At 54.6% G+C, this 20,093-nt stretch carries 20 protein-coding genes; 12 read left to right on the top strand and 8 right to left on the bottom strand.

Going from position 1 to position 20,093, the window contains the following annotated elements:
- Positions 1–4: 4 nt before the first annotated feature.
- The 5 genes from VIJ98_RS01515 to VIJ98_RS01535 are packed head-to-tail and all read right to left on the bottom strand — an operon-like array spanning position 5 to position 4,522.
- On the bottom strand, positions 5–997 hold the full coding sequence (locus tag VIJ98_RS01515; protein ID WP_154154747.1) for an ABC transporter ATP-binding protein: 993 nt from the start codon (positions 995–997) through the stop codon (positions 5–7).
- A gap of 2 nt (positions 998–999) precedes the next feature.
- On the bottom strand, positions 1,000–1,785 hold the full coding sequence (locus VIJ98_RS01520) for an ABC transporter permease (RefSeq protein ID WP_008109925.1): 786 nt from the start codon (positions 1,783–1,785) through the stop codon (positions 1,000–1,002).
- Between the two features lie 10 nt (positions 1,786–1,795).
- The gene (locus VIJ98_RS01525; protein ID WP_008109927.1) at positions 1,796–2,641 is read right to left on the bottom strand and encodes an ABC transporter permease subunit; all 846 of its coding nucleotides are present in this window, start codon (positions 2,639–2,641) and stop codon (positions 1,796–1,798) included.
- Complete coding sequence (locus VIJ98_RS01530; protein WP_154154744.1) at positions 2,641–3,450, bottom strand: alkaline phosphatase family protein; 810 nt, start codon at positions 3,448–3,450, stop codon at positions 2,641–2,643. The genes VIJ98_RS01525 and VIJ98_RS01530 overlap by 1 nt, the downstream gene beginning before the upstream one ends.
- A 10-nt stretch (positions 3,451–3,460) precedes the next feature.
- Entirely contained in the window at positions 3,461–4,522 is a 1,062-nt protein-coding gene (locus VIJ98_RS01535) for an ABC transporter substrate-binding protein (RefSeq protein WP_008109931.1), read from the bottom strand.
- 224 nt (positions 4,523–4,746) lie between these two features.
- Between VIJ98_RS01535 and VIJ98_RS01540 the strand changes: the two genes are divergently transcribed.
- From VIJ98_RS01540 to ubiA, 4 genes are all read left to right on the top strand, one after another.
- The gene (locus VIJ98_RS01540; protein WP_323271937.1) at positions 4,747–5,445 is read left to right on the top strand and encodes a UTRA domain-containing protein; all 699 of its coding nucleotides are present in this window, start codon (positions 4,747–4,749) and stop codon (positions 5,443–5,445) included.
- Positions 5,446–5,514: 69 nt separating this feature from the next.
- On the top strand, positions 5,515–5,925 hold the full coding sequence (gene psiE / locus VIJ98_RS01545) for a phosphate-starvation-inducible protein PsiE (RefSeq protein WP_008109934.1): 411 nt from the start codon (positions 5,515–5,517) through the stop codon (positions 5,923–5,925).
- Between the two features lie 92 nt (positions 5,926–6,017).
- Positions 6,018–6,536 carry a chorismate lyase gene (gene ubiC, locus VIJ98_RS01550; protein ID WP_061718382.1) on the top strand — a complete coding sequence of 173 codons (519 nt, stop codon included), beginning with the start codon at positions 6,018–6,020 and terminating at the stop codon, positions 6,534–6,536.
- Between the two features lie 6 nt (positions 6,537–6,542).
- On the top strand, positions 6,543–7,427 hold the full coding sequence (ubiA, locus tag VIJ98_RS01555) for a 4-hydroxybenzoate octaprenyltransferase (RefSeq protein WP_008109936.1): 885 nt from the start codon (positions 6,543–6,545) through the stop codon (positions 7,425–7,427).
- Between the two features lie 545 nt (positions 7,428–7,972).
- Here the strand turns inward: ubiA and plsB are convergent.
- Positions 7,973–10,396 (bottom strand): glycerol-3-phosphate 1-O-acyltransferase PlsB, encoded by a 2,424-nt coding sequence (gene plsB / locus VIJ98_RS01560; protein ID WP_061718380.1) that lies wholly within the window; start codon positions 10,394–10,396, stop codon positions 7,973–7,975.
- A 127-nt stretch (positions 10,397–10,523) separates the two neighbouring features.
- Between plsB and VIJ98_RS01565 the strand changes: the two genes are divergently transcribed.
- From VIJ98_RS01565 to VIJ98_RS01580, 4 genes are all read left to right on the top strand, one after another.
- Entirely contained in the window at positions 10,524–10,892 is a 369-nt protein-coding gene (locus VIJ98_RS01565) for a diacylglycerol kinase (RefSeq protein ID WP_323271939.1), read from the top strand.
- Between the two features lie 105 nt (positions 10,893–10,997).
- The gene (gene lexA, locus VIJ98_RS01570) at positions 10,998–11,612 is read left to right on the top strand and encodes a transcriptional repressor LexA (protein ID WP_008109941.1); all 615 of its coding nucleotides are present in this window, start codon (positions 10,998–11,000) and stop codon (positions 11,610–11,612) included.
- A gap of 136 nt (positions 11,613–11,748) precedes the next feature.
- Positions 11,749–13,071, top strand: coding sequence for an MATE family efflux transporter DinF (dinF, locus tag VIJ98_RS01575; RefSeq protein ID WP_323271941.1), 1,323 nt, complete (start codon positions 11,749–11,751; stop codon positions 13,069–13,071).
- Positions 13,072–13,235: 164 nt separating this feature from the next.
- Positions 13,236–13,448: a CsbD family protein gene (locus VIJ98_RS01580; RefSeq protein WP_008109944.1), complete on the top strand. Its 213-nt coding sequence runs from the start codon at positions 13,236–13,238 to the stop codon at positions 13,446–13,448.
- A 75-nt stretch (positions 13,449–13,523) separates the two neighbouring features.
- Here VIJ98_RS01580 and zur read toward each other — a convergent pair whose 3' ends face one another.
- Entirely contained in the window at positions 13,524–14,042 is a 519-nt protein-coding gene (gene zur, locus VIJ98_RS01585) for a zinc uptake transcriptional repressor Zur (RefSeq protein ID WP_008109945.1), read from the bottom strand.
- A 451-nt stretch (positions 14,043–14,493) separates the two neighbouring features.
- Here zur and traF point away from each other — a divergent pair, with 451 nt between their 5' ends.
- The 3 genes from traF to pspG all read left to right on the top strand — a co-directional run bounded on the left by traF (position 14,494) and on the right by pspG (position 17,330).
- Positions 14,494–15,744: a conjugal transfer protein TraF gene (gene traF, locus VIJ98_RS01590; RefSeq protein WP_323271944.1), complete on the top strand. Its 1,251-nt coding sequence runs from the start codon at positions 14,494–14,496 to the stop codon at positions 15,742–15,744.
- 97 nt (positions 15,745–15,841) lie between these two features.
- Positions 15,842–16,840, top strand: coding sequence for a tRNA dihydrouridine(20/20a) synthase DusA (gene dusA / locus VIJ98_RS01595; RefSeq protein ID WP_323271946.1), 999 nt, complete (start codon positions 15,842–15,844; stop codon positions 16,838–16,840).
- A gap of 256 nt (positions 16,841–17,096) precedes the next feature.
- Positions 17,097–17,330, top strand: coding sequence for an envelope stress response protein PspG (pspG, locus tag VIJ98_RS01600; protein WP_154154880.1), 234 nt, complete (start codon positions 17,097–17,099; stop codon positions 17,328–17,330).
- 194 nt (positions 17,331–17,524) lie between these two features.
- On the opposite strand, the gene VIJ98_RS01605 is transcribed toward pspG, so the two are convergent.
- Positions 17,525–18,508, bottom strand: a complete 984-nt coding sequence (locus tag VIJ98_RS01605) for a quinone oxidoreductase (RefSeq protein WP_154194861.1) — start codon at positions 18,506–18,508, stop codon at positions 17,525–17,527.
- 73 nt (positions 18,509–18,581) lie between these two features.
- On the opposite strand from VIJ98_RS01605, the gene dnaB reads away from it, so the two are divergent.
- Complete coding sequence (gene dnaB / locus VIJ98_RS01610) at positions 18,582–19,988, top strand: replicative DNA helicase (RefSeq protein WP_036649986.1); 1,407 nt, start codon at positions 18,582–18,584, stop codon at positions 19,986–19,988.
- Positions 19,989–20,093: the final 105 nt, after the last annotated feature.

Raw genomic sequence — 20,093 nt, forward strand, 5'->3', positions numbered from 1 at the left:
TAAATTAAGCAACCTGGCGCAACGTCGACATCTCTAACTGTAGCCCAATCTGCATGCCAGCGGGATGCAAATCTGCCACGCTGCGGTTGAGTACATCAACTGAGAGCTCCACGTTTTGCGCGCGCACTCGATAGCGAATCACGTTGCCAAGCAAGCTGTGGCTGAGGATGGTGGCGTGGATGCCAGCCTGCGGTGCGCATAGCTGGATCGACTCGGGGCGAATCGCGACCTGGCCGCTGAAAGTTTGTCCGGTCAGCTGCGTTGCTTGTTCCGCGCTCAGCAGGTTGTAGTTGCCAATAAAGCCAGCAGCAAACAGATCGGCCGGTTGGGTATAGAGCATTTCCGCGTTGCCGTTCTGCACGATCTTGCCCCGGTTCATCAACACGATGCGATCGGACATGGTCAGCGCCTCTTCCTGATCGTGGGTGACAAAAAGGGTGGTGAGTTTCAGCTCGCGCTGAATATGGCGGATTTGCTCGCGCAGATGGCGACGAATGCGCGCATCCAGCGCCGACAGCGGTTCATCCAGCAGCAGCAAGCGTGGACGCGTCACCAGCGAACGCGCCAGCGCCACGCGCTGACACTGTCCGCCAGAAAGCTGATGCGGATAACGCCGCGCGAACTCGGTGAGTTCCACCAGCGCCAGCACCTCCATCACGCGTTTTTGAATCTCGCCGCTCGCCAGTTTCTGCATTTTCAGGCCAAACGCCACGTTCTTCTCAACCGTCATGTTGGGGAACAGCGCGTAACTCTGAAACACCATGCCGATGGTGCGCTTCTGCGGCGGCAGCGGCACGATATCCTGACCTTGCAGCAATACTTTGCCGCTATCCACTTCGGTCAATCCGGCGATGCAGCGCAGCAGCGTGGATTTGCCGCAGCCGCTGGGGCCGAGCAGCGTGACAAATTCGCCTTCTTCGGCGCTGAAATCGATGTTTTCAAAAATAGCGGTTGGGCCATAGCTTTTATTCAGCTGGGTGACGCTCAAATAACTCATGGTCAGCCTCGTTCAGGATTGAGGGCATTCGCCAGCCAGGTGACCAGCAGGACGACGGCAAAATAGGAGATCACCAGCGCGCTGGTGAAGTGGCCGCTGCCGTTGCGCATGTTAAACAGATAAACCTGCAAGGTTTCATAGCGGGTGCCGACCAGCATATTGGCGAAGACAAACTCGCCAATCAGGAAGGAGAAGGAGAGCAGCACCGCGATAAACACGCCTTTGCGCAGGTTCGGCAGCACCACAAACAGCGCCGCTTGCCAGGTGCTGGCACCGAGCAGCTGGGCGGCATCAATCAGCTCTTTCAAATTGATGGCCTGCATATTGTTGGAGATGGCGCGATAGATAAACGGCAAGGCGATAGTGAAGTAGCAGCCGATCAAAATCCACGGTGTGCCGGTCAGCATTAGCGGCGACGACGAATAGAGCTGCAGCAGGCCGACCGACGAAACTACCGGCGGCACGGCGAATGGCATCAGGATCAGCACGTTCATCACCGCATCCAGTTTCGGATAGTAGTAAGCGATCACAAACATGGCAGGCAGCACCAGCACCAGCGAGAACAGCAGCGCACCGAAGCAAACCAGCAGCGAATGACCGAGCGCGGTCAGAAAACGCGGATCGCTCCATAATGCGGTGAGCCACTTCAGCGTAAAGCCCTGCGGCAGAATGGTATCGCTCCAGCTGGTGGATATGCCGTACAGCAGCGTCGCCAGCAGCGGCGCGGCTAAAATGCCCAGCAACAGCCAGACAATCAGGCGATGGTAAAGTTTTTCCGCGCGCGACAAGGTTGGCTCCTCAGGAAGGTTTGGCGTTGAGATAGCTGCGGCGCACCAGATACTGCTGCACCACGGTAATCAGCGCCATAATCAGCACCAGCAGCATCGCCAGCGCGCCGCCAGTATTGGGATCAAGTGAGATATCGCCAGATACCAGCGCAGCAATGCGCACCGGCACCACGTTAAAGTTGCCGGTGGTGAGTGCGTAAATGGTGGCGTAAGCGCCGAGCGCATTGGCGAGCAGAATCACAAAAGTCCCAAGCAGCGCCGGGAACAAAATCGGCAAACCGATGTGCCACCAATAGCGCCAGCGGCCTGCACCCAGCAGCGCGGCGGACTCTTGCCAATCCTGACGCAGGCCGTCAAATGCCGGATAGAGCAGCAAAATGCCGAGCGGAATTTGGAACCAGGTGTAAACCAGCACCATGCCGTCACGCGAGAACAGTTTGAAGCCCTCCAGCACGCCATAATGGCGCAGCAGCAGCGTCAGACAACCGTTCAAACCGAGCAGAATCACAAAGGCAAACGCCAGCGGCACGCCGGCGAAGTTGCTGGTCATGTTGGTAAATGACATCAAAAAGCGCTGAAAACGGCCGCTGCCAAGGCGATGCAGCGAGTATCCGGCAACCAGCGAAATCAGCAATCCGTAAATGCTCGACCAGATGGATATGTCGAGTGACAGGCGAAATGCCTGCAAATAGAACGGCGAGGTGAGGATGTCGCTGTAATTATCGAAGCCCCAGCGCTCATTGATGTCGCTCCAGAAGCTGTTGATGGCAATCCACAACAGCGGCGCGAGCTGGAATGCCACCCAAAACAGCGCAAACGGCAGCAGCAATAGCGCAGCGAGCGTTTTGCCCTTCATTACTGCGGCTCCGCCAGTAACGCGTGACAGACCGGCTTGTCATGTTCGACGCCGAGCAAGGTGCAGACGATGCCGCACAGTTCGGTTTGCTGTGGCTGGAGATCCGGCTGCAGCGAGAAGCCTTTGCCAAACACGAACAGCGGCACCTGCGTCTCTTCCGGCAAAATGCCGCCGTGCGAGCGGTCATCGTTCATGCCGTGATCGGCGGTGACAATCACCTGATAACCGGCCGCCAGCCAGCCCGGCATCCACTGCGACAGATAACCATCGGCCATGCGCGCGCGGTTGCGATATTGCGGCGATGACAAGCTGTGCTTGTGCCCGGCATCGTCAATGTTCATCGGGTGGATCAGCAGGAAGTCAGGATCGTGCCGCAAACGCAGGCTTTCTGCGTCTTCGAACAGGTGGGAATCCGGATAACCGTCATCCCAGTAAAAGTGGCCATACTGAATGGGCAGATCGGGCGCGACCGTGTGGCGGTCGCGCGCCGCGTTGAACGGGGATTGGTTGTAGAGCTCACTCACCCAGTGATAGGCGGCCGCAGCGGTGGTGAGACCGGCGGCACGCGCGTAATGGAAGATGCTGCGCTGATTACTCAAGCGGCTGACGCCGTTATGAATAATGCCGCTGCGCACCGGTGGAATGCCGGTGAGAATGCATTCGTACAGCGGGCGCGACAGCGAAGGCAGTTCGCAGGTCAGCGTGTAATATTGGCCGTTGCCCTGCGCGCATTCGGCAAACAGATAGCCCATTGCGTGTTGCGCCACCTGATTACTCAGCCCATCCAACACCACCAGGATCGTTTTCATCCCTCGCTCCTTACTGCTTCATATTGATGATGACGTTCTCTTGCCACAGACGCGGCAGCATTTTCGAGGTTTTATCCCATGCGGCCTGGTCTTTGATTGGGCGAGCATTTTTATACTCAGACTGCGGCAGCAGCTTGGCCTGCACGTCGGCTGGCAGTTTCAGGTGTTCGGCACGAATCGGACGCGCATAACCTTTCGCCAGATTGATCTGACCTTCATCAGACAAGATGTATTCACGCGCCAGCTTGGCGGCGTTCGGATGTTTGGCGTATTTGTTGATAATGGTGCTGTAGCCAGACGTCACGGAACCATCAGATGGGATCACCACTTCGTAGCGGTTTTTGTCGATCTGATCGCGGTAGTTCAGGCCGTTAAAGTCCCACACTACAGCCACCTGAATTTCGCCTTTCTCGATGTTGGCAATCACCGGATCGGTCACGCCAAGACGGCCTTCTTTCGCCAGATCGCCGAAGAAGCTCAACGCCGGTTTCACATTCTTCTCGTCACCGCCCAACGCGTAGCTTGCCGCTAATACGCCGTTCGCCGCCTGAGCCGCAGTGCCGACGTCACCGATAGTGACCACATACTTACCTTTCTTCAGATCGGCCCAGCTGTGTGGCACATCTTTAACCTGCTGCTTATCCACCAGGAACGCGATGGTGCCGGTATAAGCCAGCATCCAGTTGCCATCCTGATCTTTTGCCCAGCTCGGGATTTGATCCCAATGCGTTGGTTTATAGGGTTGCGCCACGCCTTTAGCCACGGCAATCGGACCGAAAGCCGCGCCCACATCACCGATATCGGCGCTGGCGTTCTCTTTCTCTGCATCAAATTTTGCCAGTTCCTGCGCCGATGACATGTCGGTGTCGCTGTGCTTCAGACCATATTTGCTGTTGAGGTCACTCCAGGTATCTTTCCAGTTGGCCCAGCTATCTGGCATGCCGACGCTGTTAACCTGGCCTTCGGCGCGCGCGGCTTTTTCTAACGCGGCGAGGTCATTATCTGCGGCTTGCGCGGCAGGCAGTGCAAGCAGTACGGCACTGGCTACTACAGAGGCGATAAACGCTTTCATCTCGATTGCTCCCGGTATATGTTGTGGGACTTCTTGGTCTAGTCCAGCAAGAACCGAGCCAATGTAGCCCGAGTAGATGAAGGTTTTATGACCATGGTGGTGAAATGTGGTGTGGCGCGACGATCCACATGCGGTTACAGCGCGCTAAAGCGTGGGTTGTACTCTGTCACATTGTAGTCATCGAACTGTCATAGTGCAGATTTGCCCCAAAATGAGGCTGAAAAATGTTGTCGAAAACGGCGGATGTGATTGCGGCAGGGCTGCGGGAACGCATTGAAAACGGTGAATTTGCCAGCGGTCGTTTGCCTGCCGAACGCAGCTTAAGCGATCAATATTCCACCACGCGCATCACGCTGCGTGAGGCGCTGGGTTTGCTGGAAGCGCAGGGTATTATCTACCGGGAATTGCGTCGCGGCTGGTTTCTCGCACCGCCGCGGCTGGTCTATAACCCGTCACATCACAGCCATTTTCATGCCATGGCCGCCGAGCAAGGTCGCATTGCCAGCACCGAAGTGCTGGAGGCGCGTGAAGTACCGGCACAACTGGCGATCGCGCGTCATCTGCAACTGCTTGAATGCGATAAGGTTTACCGCATTCGCCGCCTGCGTCGTATTGACGGTCGCGCCGTGTTGTATGTCGAGCATTACCTCAATCCCGCTTTTTTTCCGGGATTGCTGGATGAAGACCTGACGCGCTCGCTGACCGATCTGTATGACCAGCGCTATGGCATTCGCTACGGTGGCGCGCGTTTTACCATCTTGCCGGGACCGCTGCCGGCGCGCGCCGCGCCCGCGCTTAACGTGGCGAGTGGTACGCCCGGATTGTTAATTACCCGCATCAACCGCGATCAGCATAAGCGTGTGATTGATTGCGACTGCGAGTTCTGGCGCTACGACGCGCTGTGCGTGGATGTCGAAGTATAAATATTGTGATTTTGATCACACTACAGCATGATAGCGCCAGTGGGTAATTGAGAGCGAGAGGCGCAAAAAATGACAATAAAAACAGGGGTTGGGCAGTACATTTCTTTAGCACTGCAGTGGGTGCTGAATATTGGACTGATCATCCTGGCCATTATTCTGGTGGTGTTTCTCGGTAAAGAAACCATTCATCTGGCCAATGTGCTGTTTAGCACTGGCGAGCAGACGTCGTCCTATCTGCTAATTGAAGGCATCGTTATCTATTTCCTCTACTTCGAATTTATCGCCTTGATTGTGAAGTACTTTCAGTCGGGTTATCACTTCCCGCTACGCTATTTCATCTATATCGGCATCACGGCGATTATTCGCCTGATCATCGTCGACCATAAAAATCCGTTTGATACCCTCTACTATTCAGCCGCGATTTTGATTCTGGTGGTGACGCTGTGGCTGGCCAACAGTAACCGCCTGAAGCGCGAGTAATTAACCCTGTTTTTAGCGCGTGGCACAACCAGCAGTGCCACGCATTCTCCTCTGCGTTAAACTAGGGCAACTTTTTTTCCGGAGATGTCCTGATGTCGCATGACGCGCTGCGCCAGTTACGCGCATTGCACTGGCTGCCAGCCTCTTCCCCGCAGCTTTCTGCCCCGTTACTTGACTGGTTAATGGAAGAAGACTCCATGACGCGTCGCTTCGAGCAGCATTGTCAGCAAGTGACCGTAGAACTGATCCGCGAAGCGTTTATTGGCGCCGATGAGATAACGGATGAGGCGGAATTTCTGCCCGCCGATCAGCGCTTTTGGCTGCGCGAAATAGTGCTGTGCGGTGATGGTGAACCCTGGCTGATTGGCCGCACGGTGGTGCCAGAAAGCACGCTGAACGGCCCGGAGCAGATGCTGCAACAGCTCGGTACGCGCCCGCTCGGTCGCTATCTGTTCTCTTCATCTACTCTGAGCCGCGATTTTATCGATCCTGGTCAGGTTGGCGAGTTATGGGGACGCCGTTCTCGCCTGCGCTTGTCGGGCAAACCGCTACTGTTAACTGAACTGTTTTTACCGGCGTCGCCGCTCTATCGCGCGCTGGATCAAGGATAAACCACTGTGCAAAACACCTTACCCATGACCAAATGGCAGGCTTACTGCCGCCTGATGCGTATCGATAAACCCATCGGCACCGTGCTACTGCTGTGGCCAACTCTGTGGGCATTGTGGCTCTCCGGCATGGCGATTCCACCGCTGCCGGTGCTGCTGGTGTTTGTGCTCGGCGTTATCGTGATGCGTGCTGCAGGCTGCGTCATCAATGACTACGCTGACCGCAAAATCGATGGTCACGTTAAGCGCACGGCGTCACGTCCGCTGGCCAGCGGCGCGGTATCTGAGAAAGAGGCCAAACTGCTGTTCGCCGGTCTCGGCTTGCTGGCGTTTATGCTGGTGCTGACCATGAACACCATGACCATTTTGCTATCATTTGGCGGCCTGGCGCTGGCGTGGGTTTATCCGTTTATGAAGCGCTACACGCATCTGCCGCAGGTGGTGCTCGGCGCGGCATTTGGCTGGGCGATTCCGATGGGATGGGCGGCAGTTAGTGAGTCCTTACCTTTGGTCTGCTGGTTGGTGTTCCTGGCGAATATCTGCTGGACGGTGGCCTACGACACGCAGTACGCGATGGTTGATCGTGATGACGATTTAAAGATTGGCGTGAAGTCGACAGCGATTCTGTTTGGTCGTTACGACAAACTGATTATCGGTTTACTGCAGCTGGCTACGCTTGGCCTGATGGCGTTGGTGGGCATGATGCTCAATCTGAATGGCGCATTTTACTGGTCGCTGCTGCTGGCTGCTGGTTTGTTTGTGCATCAGCAGAAGCTGATTGCCCAGCGCGAGCGCGATCCCTGCTTCCAGGCGTTTCTGAATAACAATTATGTGGGTATGGTGCTGTTTCTCGGCATTCTGCTCAGCACCGTGCCGTTCGCGGATTTGCTGTAAACATATTAGGCGCACCTAGGTGTTCAGTTAAGCGCAGAGCGACTTTCGTTCGCCTTGCGGTGAGGCAGTTGCAGCACCTCCGTGCGGCGACCGAGCAGAGAGCGCCTGGCCGCGCCCTCTGCACTCCCGGGCCTTGCGCCAGCCCAGCTCGCCGCTGCGCGGTGCCTTCACTCGTTCACGATTCCTGACGGACCGGTGGCGATTCGCTCCTGCTCAGCGCCACCTCTCGCCGCATCCATGCGGCTCGCCCTGGAATCCCTCACTCGTTCAGCGAGTTGGGATGTCGCCTCAACACCCGCGCTGCACCATCAAGTCATAATTTTGACTCGCCATCGCTACAAGTCTCGTAGGGTCGCCATTCATGGCGACCAGGTGCGCATAAATGCGCACCCTACGAAGATCCAAATCGGGTGTGTAATCATAGTGGGCGATGTCAGTAGCAGAATGATGACCAAGGTGAGTCATCAGGCAGGAGGGATCGTGGGAGAATAGCGAGGACTTAGCAGGGCGCACCGAAGTGCGCCTTTGTGTTTTCATGTCGCCTACTAATCGTGGGTGACCGCGCTCTCAATCGTCAGACGGACATCGCTGGTTACCAGCTCCGCCAGCATCTGCCACATCATATGGCTGCGTTCAGCATCGGCATCGCCTTTGTCACTGATATAACCTTCATCACGCAGCGTAAGTACCAGCGCAGTGAACACCGCTTTATCAAAGAACTCTGGCGCGTTGATGCCGTGCAGCACAGAAAGACGCTGAGCTAGCGTGCGGCTCTCTTTCTCCAGCGTGCCACGGTTGATGGCCGGTTTCGCGCTGAGGATGGCGAAGGTAATCGCGAAGCGCTGTAGCGTCTCACGAATACCCGCCGCCAACAGTTGCAGAGAACGATGACGTGCCGGTGTCATTTTCAGCTGACCATCCTGCAAGGTAATCAGCCCCTGACGTGCCATCTCTGAACAGAGTGCGTTGAGCAGCGCAGGTAATTCCGCGTTGTCCCAGCGCAGGAACAGTTCGCTCTTCAGCATCGGATAAACCAGGCTAACCTGACGCAGCAGCTCTGCTTCGCTGATTTCGCGGTGTTGCTGCACGATGGCGGCAATCAGGGATGGCATCACCAGCATGTGATGGATGTTGTTGCGATAGTAGGTCATCAGCACCGCCTGCTCGCGCGGCAAAATGATGATGTCGCCAATACTGTCTTGCTCGGTCTCGAACTTGTTCATGCCCATCGCGTGATCAAGCAGCGCTTCGGCGCTCATATCGGGCACCGTGGCTTCCGGCGAATACGGCACGTTGCGTAGGAGTTGCGTATAGCACTCTAACTGCTCAATCAGCTGTTCGCGGGTCAGTGAACGTTGACGTGACGCCAGCAGCGCAGTCACGCACAGGTTCATGGCGTTTGCTGCACCGGCTTCGTTAATGCGCACCATCAGCTTCGCCGCAATGTCATTCACGGCCGGCGTCATCCACGCAGGACGTTGCGGTTCGATAGGATCAATCGCATCGCGCCATTCCGGCACGTTTTTGTTCAGGTAGTTCATCAACGGCAGCGGTTCGCCGAAGTTAACGTAGCCCTGACCCAGATTGCGCAGCTTACGCAAGCCGCGCACCATCTGCAGGAAGCTCTCTTTCTCTTTGGCCGCGCCACGCAGCTCTTTGGCATACGTGCCCACTTCCATCACGTGCTCGTAACCGATGTAGATCGGCACGAAGGTGATAGGACGACTGCCGCCGCGCAGCATCGCTTGCAGCGTCATCGACAGGGTGCCGGTTTTCGGGTCCAGCAAACGGCCAGTACGCGAACGTCCGCCTTCCACAAAGTATTCAACGGAGTAACCACGGCTAAATAGCTCGCCGAGATATTCACGGAACACGGTGGAGTAGAGTTTGTTGCCCTTAAAGGTACGACGAATAAAGAACGCGCCCAGACGACGGAAAATCGGGCCGGCAGGCCAGAAGTTCAGGTTGATACCCGCAGCAATGTGCGGTGGCACCAGGCCTTGATGATAAAGCACGTAGGAGAGCAGCAGATAATCCATGTGGCTGCGGTGGCAGGGCACATAGACAATCTCATGACCATCCTGCGCCAGCTGACGCACGCGCTCACCGCCATGTACGTTGATGCCCTGATACAGGCGGCTCCACAGCCAGCCCATCACGCGGTCAGTGACCTTAATCGCTTCGTAAGAGAAGTTCGCCGCCACTTCCTCCATCATTTCGATGGCGTTCTGCTGGGCTTTCTCATGCGAAATCTTTTTGCTGCGTGCTTCATCTTCTACCGCTTTTTCAATCGCTTTGGACTGTAATAGCTTGTTGAAGAGATCCTGACGTGCAGGCAGACGCGGGCCGACCGCAGCCAGACGTTGGCGAGCAAAGTGAATACGCGCCACGCGAGCCAGCTTCTGTGCAATCGACTTATCGGTGCCGTGTTCGGTCGCCATCTGGCGTAGCGAAACGGTTTGCGAGAAGCGTACAAAGCTGTCGCGGCCGTGCCACAGAATAGCGAAGAACTTCTGCACGCCATTGAGCACGCGCAGATGCGGCGTGGATTCACCGGATGTTTCACGTCCCGGCGCACGACCAAACATCACCGCGACCGGCAGCATTTGCACGTCGAGTTGCGGGTTACTGCGGTGCAAATCCAGATAATCGTGGAACAGCTTTACCGATTCGGGATTGGCCACGAAATAGGGAATCACGCGTGGGCCATCGTGAATAAACACGTGGCGCGGCAGCAGGGTGCCATCGATCTCCAGCGGAGCCAGCGGATCGGGCAGATCATGTTTCAGGCATTGAGCACGCAGCGTGAGCAGGTCAGCCTTTGAATCATAAGGCAAAACATACATCACCGGACGAGTCGGATCGATCCCGTGTTCAGAGACGGGATCGGTCGGAATGACCTTACTTTTTACCAAAATAGAGAGTGGTAAATTCAATAATTTGTAATAGAGTTTACGCCAACCTGACATAGACAACTTTAAGCCTCTTGTTAGCAAAGCGCGGCAAGCATACCAGAAAGCGCAGCGAAGGTCTGTGGCTCTGCCGCCTCATACTGCCCACACATTGACGTCAAAATAGATCAAGGGTTCCATAGACATGGCAAATAACGTCACCGGTTTAGTAAGAATAGTGAAAGCAGCCGGTTATTCCTGGCAGGGCCTGCGTGCCGCATGGCAGCACGAAGCCGCATTTCGGCAGGAAGCTGTTGCCGCGCTGGTGGCCATTCTCGTGGCGTGCTGGCTGGATGTAGATACCATCTCCCGCATCTTGATGATTGGCTCGGTAGTGCTGGTTATCATCATTGAGATCCTTAATAGCGCTATCGAAGCGGTGGTTGACCGAATCGGGCAGGAGCAACATCCGCTCGCGGGCCGCGCCAAAGATATGGGATCGGCCGCCGTATTGCTGACTATCTTACTGGCTCTGTTCGTCTGGATCGCGCTGCTCTGGACGCATTTGAGATAGGGATTCCAGATTCATCAAACCGCTGATTTTTCCCTCTGTTACGGTTTTCATTTCGCGAATACCTGTATATACTCACAGCGACTGTATAAACAACCAGGGGGCGGGATGAAAGCGTTAACTGCACGGCAGCAACAGGTCTATGACCTGATTCGCGACCATATTAACCAGACGGGCATGCCGCCAACGCGTGCGGAAATTGCTGCGCAACTGGGTTTTCGCTCGCCCAATGCTGCTGAAGAGCATCTGAAAGCGCTGGCGCGTAAAGGCGTAATTGAAATTGTTTCCGGCGCATCGCGCGGGATTCGTTTGCTAATGGAAGAAGAACCGAGCGAAGGGCTGCCGCTGATTGGCCGCGTCGCTGCCGGTGAACCCTTGCTGGCGCAGGAACATATTGAAGCCCACTATCAGGTGGATGCGAATCTGTTCAAACCGAGCGCCGATTTCCTGCTGCGCGTGAGCGGCATGTCGATGAAAGATATCGGTATTATGGATGGCGATCTGTTAGCGGTGCATAAAACGCAGGAAGTGCGTAACGGCCAGGTTGTCGTGGCGCGCATTGATGATGAAGTCACCGTGAAACGCTGGAAAAAGCAGGGTGCAATTGTTCATCTGCTGCCGGAAAACACCGATTTCCAGCCGATTGTTGTTGATACCCGTGAGCAGTCACTAACTGTTGAAGGTTTAGCTGTCGGGATTGTACGCAACGGCGAGTGGCTCTGATCAGTTTCTGATCCTCCCCAACTGCGGCGGTGTGAATTTGCGCTGACCGCAGTCTGCTGTTTTACTTCTCTGTGACTCTTTCTGCGGCTCACGCTGGCGCCATTATGCTGATTACCGCACATAACGGAATGGGCTGATGCAGCTGTTTTCCTCTTCAGATAAAACACTCTGGCGGCTAGCGCTGCCGATGATCCTGTCAAATATCACCGTCCCGTTACTGGGCGTGGTGGATACTGCCGTTATTGGTCATCTCGATAGCCCTATTTATCTCGGCGGCGTCGCCGTGGGCACAACGGCAACCAGCTTCATCTTTATGCTTCTGCTATTCCTGCGCATGAGCACCACCGGATTGACCGCTCAGGCATTTGGCGCCAATGACAAAACCGCGCTGGCGCGCGCCTTAACGCAACCGCTGCTGATTGCGCTGGTTTTTGGCGTGCTATTTATGGTGCTACGAACGCCGGTGAGCAGCTTGGCGGCAGCCTTGATGGGCGGCAGCCCGGAAGTGCAGCAGCAGGCGCAAATCTTTATTGAGATTCGCTGGCTGAGTGCGCCCGCAACCTTAGCCAATTTGGTGATTCTGGGCTGGCTGCTGGGCGTTCAATATGCGCGGGCACCGATGGTGCTGCTGATCATCGGCAATCTGGTAAATATCCTGCTTGATCTGCTGTTCGTACTGAAACTGCATTGGGGTGTGGCTGGCGCGGCGGCGGCTACCGCGCTGGCAGAATATGTCACGCTGGGCGTGGGTTTGTGGATGGTAGCGCGCGTGCTGAAAATGCGCGGTATCCACTTTACTCTGCTTAAAACTAGCTGGCGCGGCGATGCGGCGCGGCTATTCCGCCTCAATCGCGACATTATGCTGCGCTCTTTAATGCTGCAAATTTGCTTCGCCTCACTCACCATCCTTGGTGCTCGAATTGGCCCGGATGTGGTGGCGGTCAATGCGGTACTGTTGATGTTCCTCACTTTTACCGCATACGCGCTGGATGGTTTTGCCTACGCGGTTGAAGCCTGTTCAGGTGAAGCTGTTGGGGCCAAAGATCGCAGTCGGCTGTTGCTGGTTTGGCATGCGGCTTGCCGCCAGGCTTGCTTCGTCGCAGCGATCTTTGCGCTGATTTATGCGTTAACCGGCCCGCAAATAGTGGCGATGTTGACGTCACTGGAAGCGCTTCGCGAGATGGCCGACAGATATCTGATTTGGCAGGTGATTCTGCCGCTGGTTGGCGTTTGGTGTTATCTGCTGGATGGCATGTTTATCGGTGCGACGCGCGGCCGTGAGATGCGTAACAGCATGGTGATGGCGGCAATCGGCTATGGTATATCGCTGCTTACGTTACCGTGGCTCGGCAATCACGGTTTATGGCTGGCAGTGACGGTGTTCCTGGCGCTACGCGGACTGACGCTGTGGCTGATCTGGCGAGGTCACTGGCAACGTGATAGCTGGTTCAACGCCTGAATAAGCGAAGCGTAACCTACAGATTAATCTGTAATTCTCTGCAAACTGCGAAACGGCTACTACAATTACCTTATACGGCGCACATGAGTAGCGCGTTGTGTGGGTATATCGCCAGATAGATAGGCGATGTATCTATCTCACTCAGGATGAAGTGGAGGATTATTATGAACAAAGACGAAGCGAGCGGAAACTGGAAGCAGTTTAAAGGGAAATTTAAAGAGAAGTGGGGCAAGCTTACGGATGACGACATGACGGTGATCGAAGGTAAACGCGATCAGTTGGTCGGTAAAATCCAGGAGCGCTACGGTTATGCGAAAGACCAGGCCGAGCAAGAAGTTAAGGACTGGGAAAGCACCAATAAAGATTACCGCTGGTAATCGCCCCTTAAGGAAGATGCTCCTACCCGCCAATCATTTAGCGTAGTGATTGGCCCGGCACAAGGACGTGCCTCTCTATTTTCTTACCCGTTTTTTCCCCTCAACCTGATGGTCATGCTCACAGCTTTCATGATGCGTGCAAGCCGCCACTTCTGCGCAGTTCTCACACAGGCCATGCGCCTCAATTACAGTATGACGCAGAGAAAATCCCGCCTGATCCGCTAACGAAGCAATGGTCTTTTCCACACCATGAGCATGTTTTTCAGTCACTGCCGCGCAACCGTCACACACCAGCATCACTGAAGTATGTGCCGGCTCATCAAAATGATGACAAACCACATAACTGTTGTTCGACTCAACGCGATGAATAAATCCCTGTTCTAGCAGGAAATCCAGCGCGCGATAAATGGTGGGCGGTTTAGCTTGCGGTTCACTGACACGCAGCTGATCCAGCAAATCGTAAGCGCTTATCGAACCATTCTGCTCTGCCATCAAGCGCAGCACTTCCGCGCGCTGAGTGGTGAGGCGCACGCCGCGATCAAGGCAAAGTGATTCAGCCTGGGTAAGAAGTTGTTCTGGCGTGAGGTTTGACATAGGCATTCTCCGGGTTGCAGGTGATGTTATTTTATCACACAAATTTTTACGCTGCTGTGATTGCTTATTTTGCTTAAATTCCTACAGAAAATTCCCACCAATCAATCGATTACCCTTCCTGTTTTTCGATCAATTTTGTTGCAATCAACATTTCTGAAAAATGCGTACCGGCAGGCAGCGCAACGGCTGCACGGATTTTGCTTTGCAACTCACCGGGTTAGCGTCTATGGTTCAAAAGGTCTTAAGTAATTTCTGGTATCAATTTACTCACTGTTAATTTTTCTGCATAAAAACACAGCGGAATGGTGCTTACGCATCCAATTCTGCGAATAGCAGTGCTATTTCCTTTTAATTCACAGCAATGAAGCGTTAGCCAGGGTTCAGAATAGCGGCTAACTAAACTTTCAGTCGGTGAGTGATTCAGCGACATTTCAAAGGTGATGGCAGGCTCATGGTGAAGACAATATTCAGGCACAAAAAAGTAGCTTATCTTGTTGGTTTGAATGCAGTATTTCTTTCTTCCTCAGCTCTGGCAGCAGGTACATGGTATGACGCGCGTAACGACGCAATGGGCGGTACCGGCGTAGCCTCTTCCACCTGGAGTTCCGCAGTGCTGGCTAACCCAGCATTGATGACCAAAGCGCAACCTGAAGATAACGTCAGCATCATTTTTCCTTCAGCCGGTGCACAGGTTACTGACAAAGACAAATTGCTCGATCGCGTCGATGACATCACTGATACCGTTGATCGTTATCAGGACGTAATCGATAACCTGACCTTTGCCGATTACCTCAATGGTTACCCGCAGTTGAAGGCCGCAGCAGGCGATATGGCTAATCAGCTCAGCGATCTGCGCGGCAATAAAGCCAACGCAACGGCGGGCGTAGCCCTGGCCGTCACCGTTCCAAATGAAACCTTACCTTTTGCCTTTATCACTAAGGCGTACGGTACTGCGCACGTGCGCGCCAACGTGGCGGATAGCGATATTGCCTACTTGCGCGCTGTTGCCGATGGGTCAAGAATTCCTGTTCCGGGTGATGAAGATAACTTGCGCTCCAGCGCCAATGGGCTGGCGGCTTTGGTCACCGATTATGGTGTGTCAGTCGCGCATGAGTTCTCGATTGCCGGCCATCCGGTTTCTGTCGGCGTAACGCCAAAGCTGCAGAAAACCTGGCTGTATAACTACACCGCGAGTATCTACAACTACGACAAGAGCGACATCAACAACAGCCGCTATCGCAGCAGCGATACCGGTTTCAACGTGGATGCTGGCGTTGCAACGGATTTCGGTGAGAACTGGACTTTCGGTGTGACCGGGCAAAACCTGATCTCGCGCGATATCGACACCAAAGAGGTGAACGGCTACCGCGATACTTACCAAATTCGTCCACTGGTTACGACCGGGCTTTCCTGGAATAACGGGCCGTTCACGCTGGCCGGTGATGTTGATCTGACTGAAACCAAGCGCTTCAAATCGGAAGACAGCAGCCAGTATGCTGGCGTAGGTGCGGAGTATCGTGTGCTGGATTGGCTGGCGCTGCGTGCCGGTTATCGTGCCGATTTGAAGTCGAACGATACCGACGTGTTCACCGCTGGTTTGGGTGTGTCACCGTTCAGCAATACCGTTCATCTCGATCTGGCCGGTTCTGTGGGTAAAGACAACACCGTGGGTGCGATGCTGCAGCTCGGATTTAATTTCTAATTCCCCGTCTGATAACGGGCGGCTGTGCCGCCCGTTTTGCTGTGATATGATTGCGCAGTTTCTCATCACTTAACTTACTGCGGATTTACTGCGTTTCATGACCGATACTTTCTCCTCGCAACGTTTTTCCATCGCCCCAATGCTCGACTGGACCGATCGTCACTGTCGTTATTTCCACCGTCAGCTGAGCGGCGACACGCTGCTATACACCGAAATGGTGACGACCGGCGCGATCATCCACGGTAAAGGCGACTATCTGGCTTACAGCGAGGAAGAGCATCCACTGGCGCTGCAGCTGGGTGGTAGCGATCCCGCCGCGCTGGCGCAGTGCGCAAAGCTGGCAGAAGAGCGTGGCTACGATGAGATCAACCTCAACGTGGGTTGTCCGTCCGATCGCGTACAGAACGGCCGTTTTGGAGCTTGCCTGATGGGCGATGCGGCGCTGGTTGCCGACTGCATTAAAGCGATGCGCGATGTGGTGAGCATTCCGGTGACGGTGAAAACCCGTATCGGCATTGATGAGCAGGACAGCTACGAATTCCTGTGTGATTTTATTGGCACCGTGGCGCAACAGGGCGGCTGCGATACCTTTATTATCCACGCGCGCAAAGCCTGGCTTTCCGGTTTGAGTCCGAAAGAGAATCGCGAGATCCCGCCGCTCGATTATCCACGCGTATACCAATTGAAGCGCGACTTCCCGGCGTTGACCATGGCGATTAATGGCGGCATCAAAACCCTGGAAGAAGCTAAACTGCATCTGCAGCATATGGATGGCGTGATGATGGGGCGCGAAGCCTATCAGAATCCGGGTATTCTGGCGCAGATTGACCGCGAACTGTTTGGCCGCGATACGCCGCGTATCGATCCGGTGGCGGTGGTGCGCTCAATGTATCCGTACATTGAAGCTGAATTATCTAAAGGCATGTATCTCGGCCATGTTACACGTCATATGCTTGGCCTGTTCCAGGGTATTCCCGGTGCGCGCCAGTGGCGTCGTTACTTAAGTGAAAACGCCCATAAACCCGGTGCCGATGTGCGCGTGCTGGAAGCGGCGTTAGCGTTGGTAGCGGATAAGATCCCGCAGGAAGTGATGTAATCATCGTCAGGCAAGCCGGAGCGTTCCGGCTTTTGTAGGGTGCGCATTCATGCGCACATCAAGGCCAGCAGGATGGTTTTTTCTGCGCCATAAATTAGTTTTTTTCATCATCCTTTCAAGCCTTCACTCATCCCTTATCCAACATATTCAAATAGTTAGCCAAATTTATAAGTTGGCACGCATCTTGTAATGTTCCTGATGTTACTTACACAGGAGAGCCTTCGTGGAAATTCTATTTGTTATCGGATTTTTTCTGATGCTGCTGTTCACCGGCGTTTCGCTGCTGGGCGTGATTGCGGCATTGGTGGTGGCGACCGCTTTGATGTTCTTTGGCGGATTGCTGGCAATTGTTATCAAAGTGTTGCCATGGCTGGTGCTGGCAGTGGCTGTTGTATGGCTTTATCGCGCATTTACCACGCCTTCAGGTGAGGCTAAATTGCGCAGGCTGAAAAGAAAAATCAGCGACTTAGATAGAAGGGACTGGCGCTAATTGCGGTGACGATCACAGACTCGGAAATTGCTTAGAATAATTCCGCATTTAAACATATTTTTTACTTATGTTTTCTGTCAGGATGATTGGCGTTGTTTCAAACGAATTCATCGCCGCTGTCCCTACACCAGCGCGAACTATAAAAAAGAAAGAAAAAGGGGCTTCCTACGGGAAGCCCCTTTTGCATTTAGCGATCAGGGAATCAACAGGCTGGAACCCTGAGTCGCGCGGCTCTCCAGCACCTGATGCGCGCGCACCGCGTCACGCAAGGCAAATTTCTGCTGCTCTGACACATTAAGCTGAATTGCCCGGCTGGCGATCAATGAGAACAATTCATTACTGGCGGCATCCAGTTCTGCACGATTGGTGATGTAGCCGAACAGCGAAGGGCGAGTGACGAACAGCGAGCCTTTCTTATTGAGAATGCCAAGATCAACGCCGGTTACCGGACCTGAAGCATTACCAAAGCTGACCATTAATCCATGGCGACGCAGGCTATCCAACGAAGGTTCCCAGGTATCTTTTCCCACCGAGTCATACACTACGGCCACTTTCTCGCCGTTGGTCAATTCGCTGACGCGCTTCGCAATATCCTCTTCGCGATAGTTGATCGTCGCCCAGGCGCCGGCATCTTTGGCAATCTTCGCTTTCTCTGCGGAACCTACAGTGCCAATCAGATGTGCGCCGAGCGCTTTGGCCCATTGGCAGGCGATCAAACCCACGCCACCGGCTGCGGCATGGAACAGGAAGATTTCATCGGCTTTAACTTTATAGGTTTGTCGCAGCAGATACTGCACGGTTAACCCTTTAAGGAAAGAGGCCGCGCCTTGCTCAAACGAGATGCTATCCGGCAGGATCACCAGACGATCTTCCGCCACATTGTGCACTTCGCTATACGCACCGAGCGCGGCCTGGCAATAGACCACGCGGTCGCCCGCCTTAAAACGCGTCACCGCCGATCCGACGCGCTTCACCACGCCGGCCGCTTCGGTGCCCAGGCCGGAAGGGAAGCTGCTTTGCGGATACAAACCGCTGCGCACGTAGGTATCAATGTAGTTAATGCCAATCGCCTTGTTTTCCACCTGCACTTCGTGCTCGGCGGGATCGGCTAATTCGAAATCGACCCATTGCAGCACATCTGGGCCGCCGTGTTGGTTGAACTGAATACGCTTTGCCATTCTGACTCCTGTGATTGTTCATCCTGGGACGTTATACTTGCGCGTCCCTTTCACGATCGGTAATGCATTCACTATGGCAGGAAATAAACCCACCAACAAATCGAACGAACCCCGCGATCGGCAGCTGGAAGGCGTGAAAATGCCGCCGCATTCCATAGAAGCGGAGCAGTCGGTGCTCGGTGGGTTGATGCTGGATAACCAGCGCTGGGACAACGTCTCAGAACGCGTTGTCGCCAATGATTTCTTCAACCGCTCGCACCGCATGATCTTCACGGAAATGCAGCGTTTGCTGGAAGCGGGCCAGCCGATCGACCTGATTACACTCTCTGAATCGCTGGAAACGCTGGGCGAATTAGAGATGGCCGGCGGCTTCGCCTATCTGGCCGAGCTGGCAAAGAATACGCCAAGTGCGGCGAACATTGGTGCTTATGCCGATATCGTGCGCGAACGTGCGGTGGTGCGAGAGATGATCTCGGTGGCGAACCAAATCGCCGATGCCGGTTACGATCCGCAAGGACGGAGCAGTGAAGATCTGCTCGACTTTGCCGAATCCAACGTTTTCAAAATTGCTGAACAGCGCGCCAATAAAGATCAGGGTCCGCAGAACATCGAGCAGATCCTCGAAGCCACGGTTTCGCGTATTGAGTCGCTAGTTTCAACGCCGCACGACGGCGTGACCGGCGTCGATACCGGCTATCAGGATTTGAACAAAAAAACCGCCGGTTTACAGGGCTCGGATCTGATTATCGTCGCGGCGCGTCCTTCAATGGGCAAAACCACCTTCGCCATGAATTTGTGCGAAAACGCCGCGATGTTGCAGGACAAGCCGGTGCTGATTTTCAGTCTGGAGATGCCCAGCGAACAGCTGATGATGCGTATGCTGGCGTCGCTGTCGCGCGTGGATCAGACGCGTATTCGTACCGGTCAGTTGGAAGATGAAGATTGGGCGCGCATTTCCGCCACCATGGGGATTTTGCTCGAGAAGAAGAACATGTTTATTGATGACTCTTCTGGCCTGACGCCAACTGAAGTGCGTTCACGCGCGCGCCGCATTTTCCGCGAAAACGGCGGGTTGAGCCTGATCATGATCGACTACCTGCAGCTGATGCGCGTGCCTGCGCTGTCCGACAACCGTACGCTGGAGATCGCCGAGATCTCGCGCTCGCTCAAAGCGCTGGCGAAAGAGCTGAATGTGCCGGTGGTGGCGCTGTCGCAGCTGAACCGCTCATTGGAACAACGTGCGGATAAGCGTCCGGTGAACTCGGATCTGCGTGAATCAGGCTCGATCGAGCAGGATGCCGACTTGATCATGTTCATCTATCGTGACGAGGTGTATCACGAAAACAGCGATCTTAAAGGCATCGCCGAGATCATCCTCGGTAAGCAGCGTAACGGCCCGATCGGTACGGTACGTTTGACCTTTAATGGCCAATGGTCGCGCTTTGATAACTACGCTGGCCCGCAATACGACGACGAATAACCCTTTCAACCCGGATGCATGCACGTTTTGTGCATGCATTTCACGTCATCAGAAAATAGTGTTGGACAACCCCGGCTTTAATCAGGTTATCTGTACCAAAGCGCC

It is taken from the genome of Pantoea sp. S18 (genome assembly GCF_045689705.1).
In the GTDB taxonomy this organism is placed as follows: domain Bacteria; phylum Pseudomonadota; class Gammaproteobacteria; order Enterobacterales; family Enterobacteriaceae; genus Pantoea; species Pantoea symbiotica.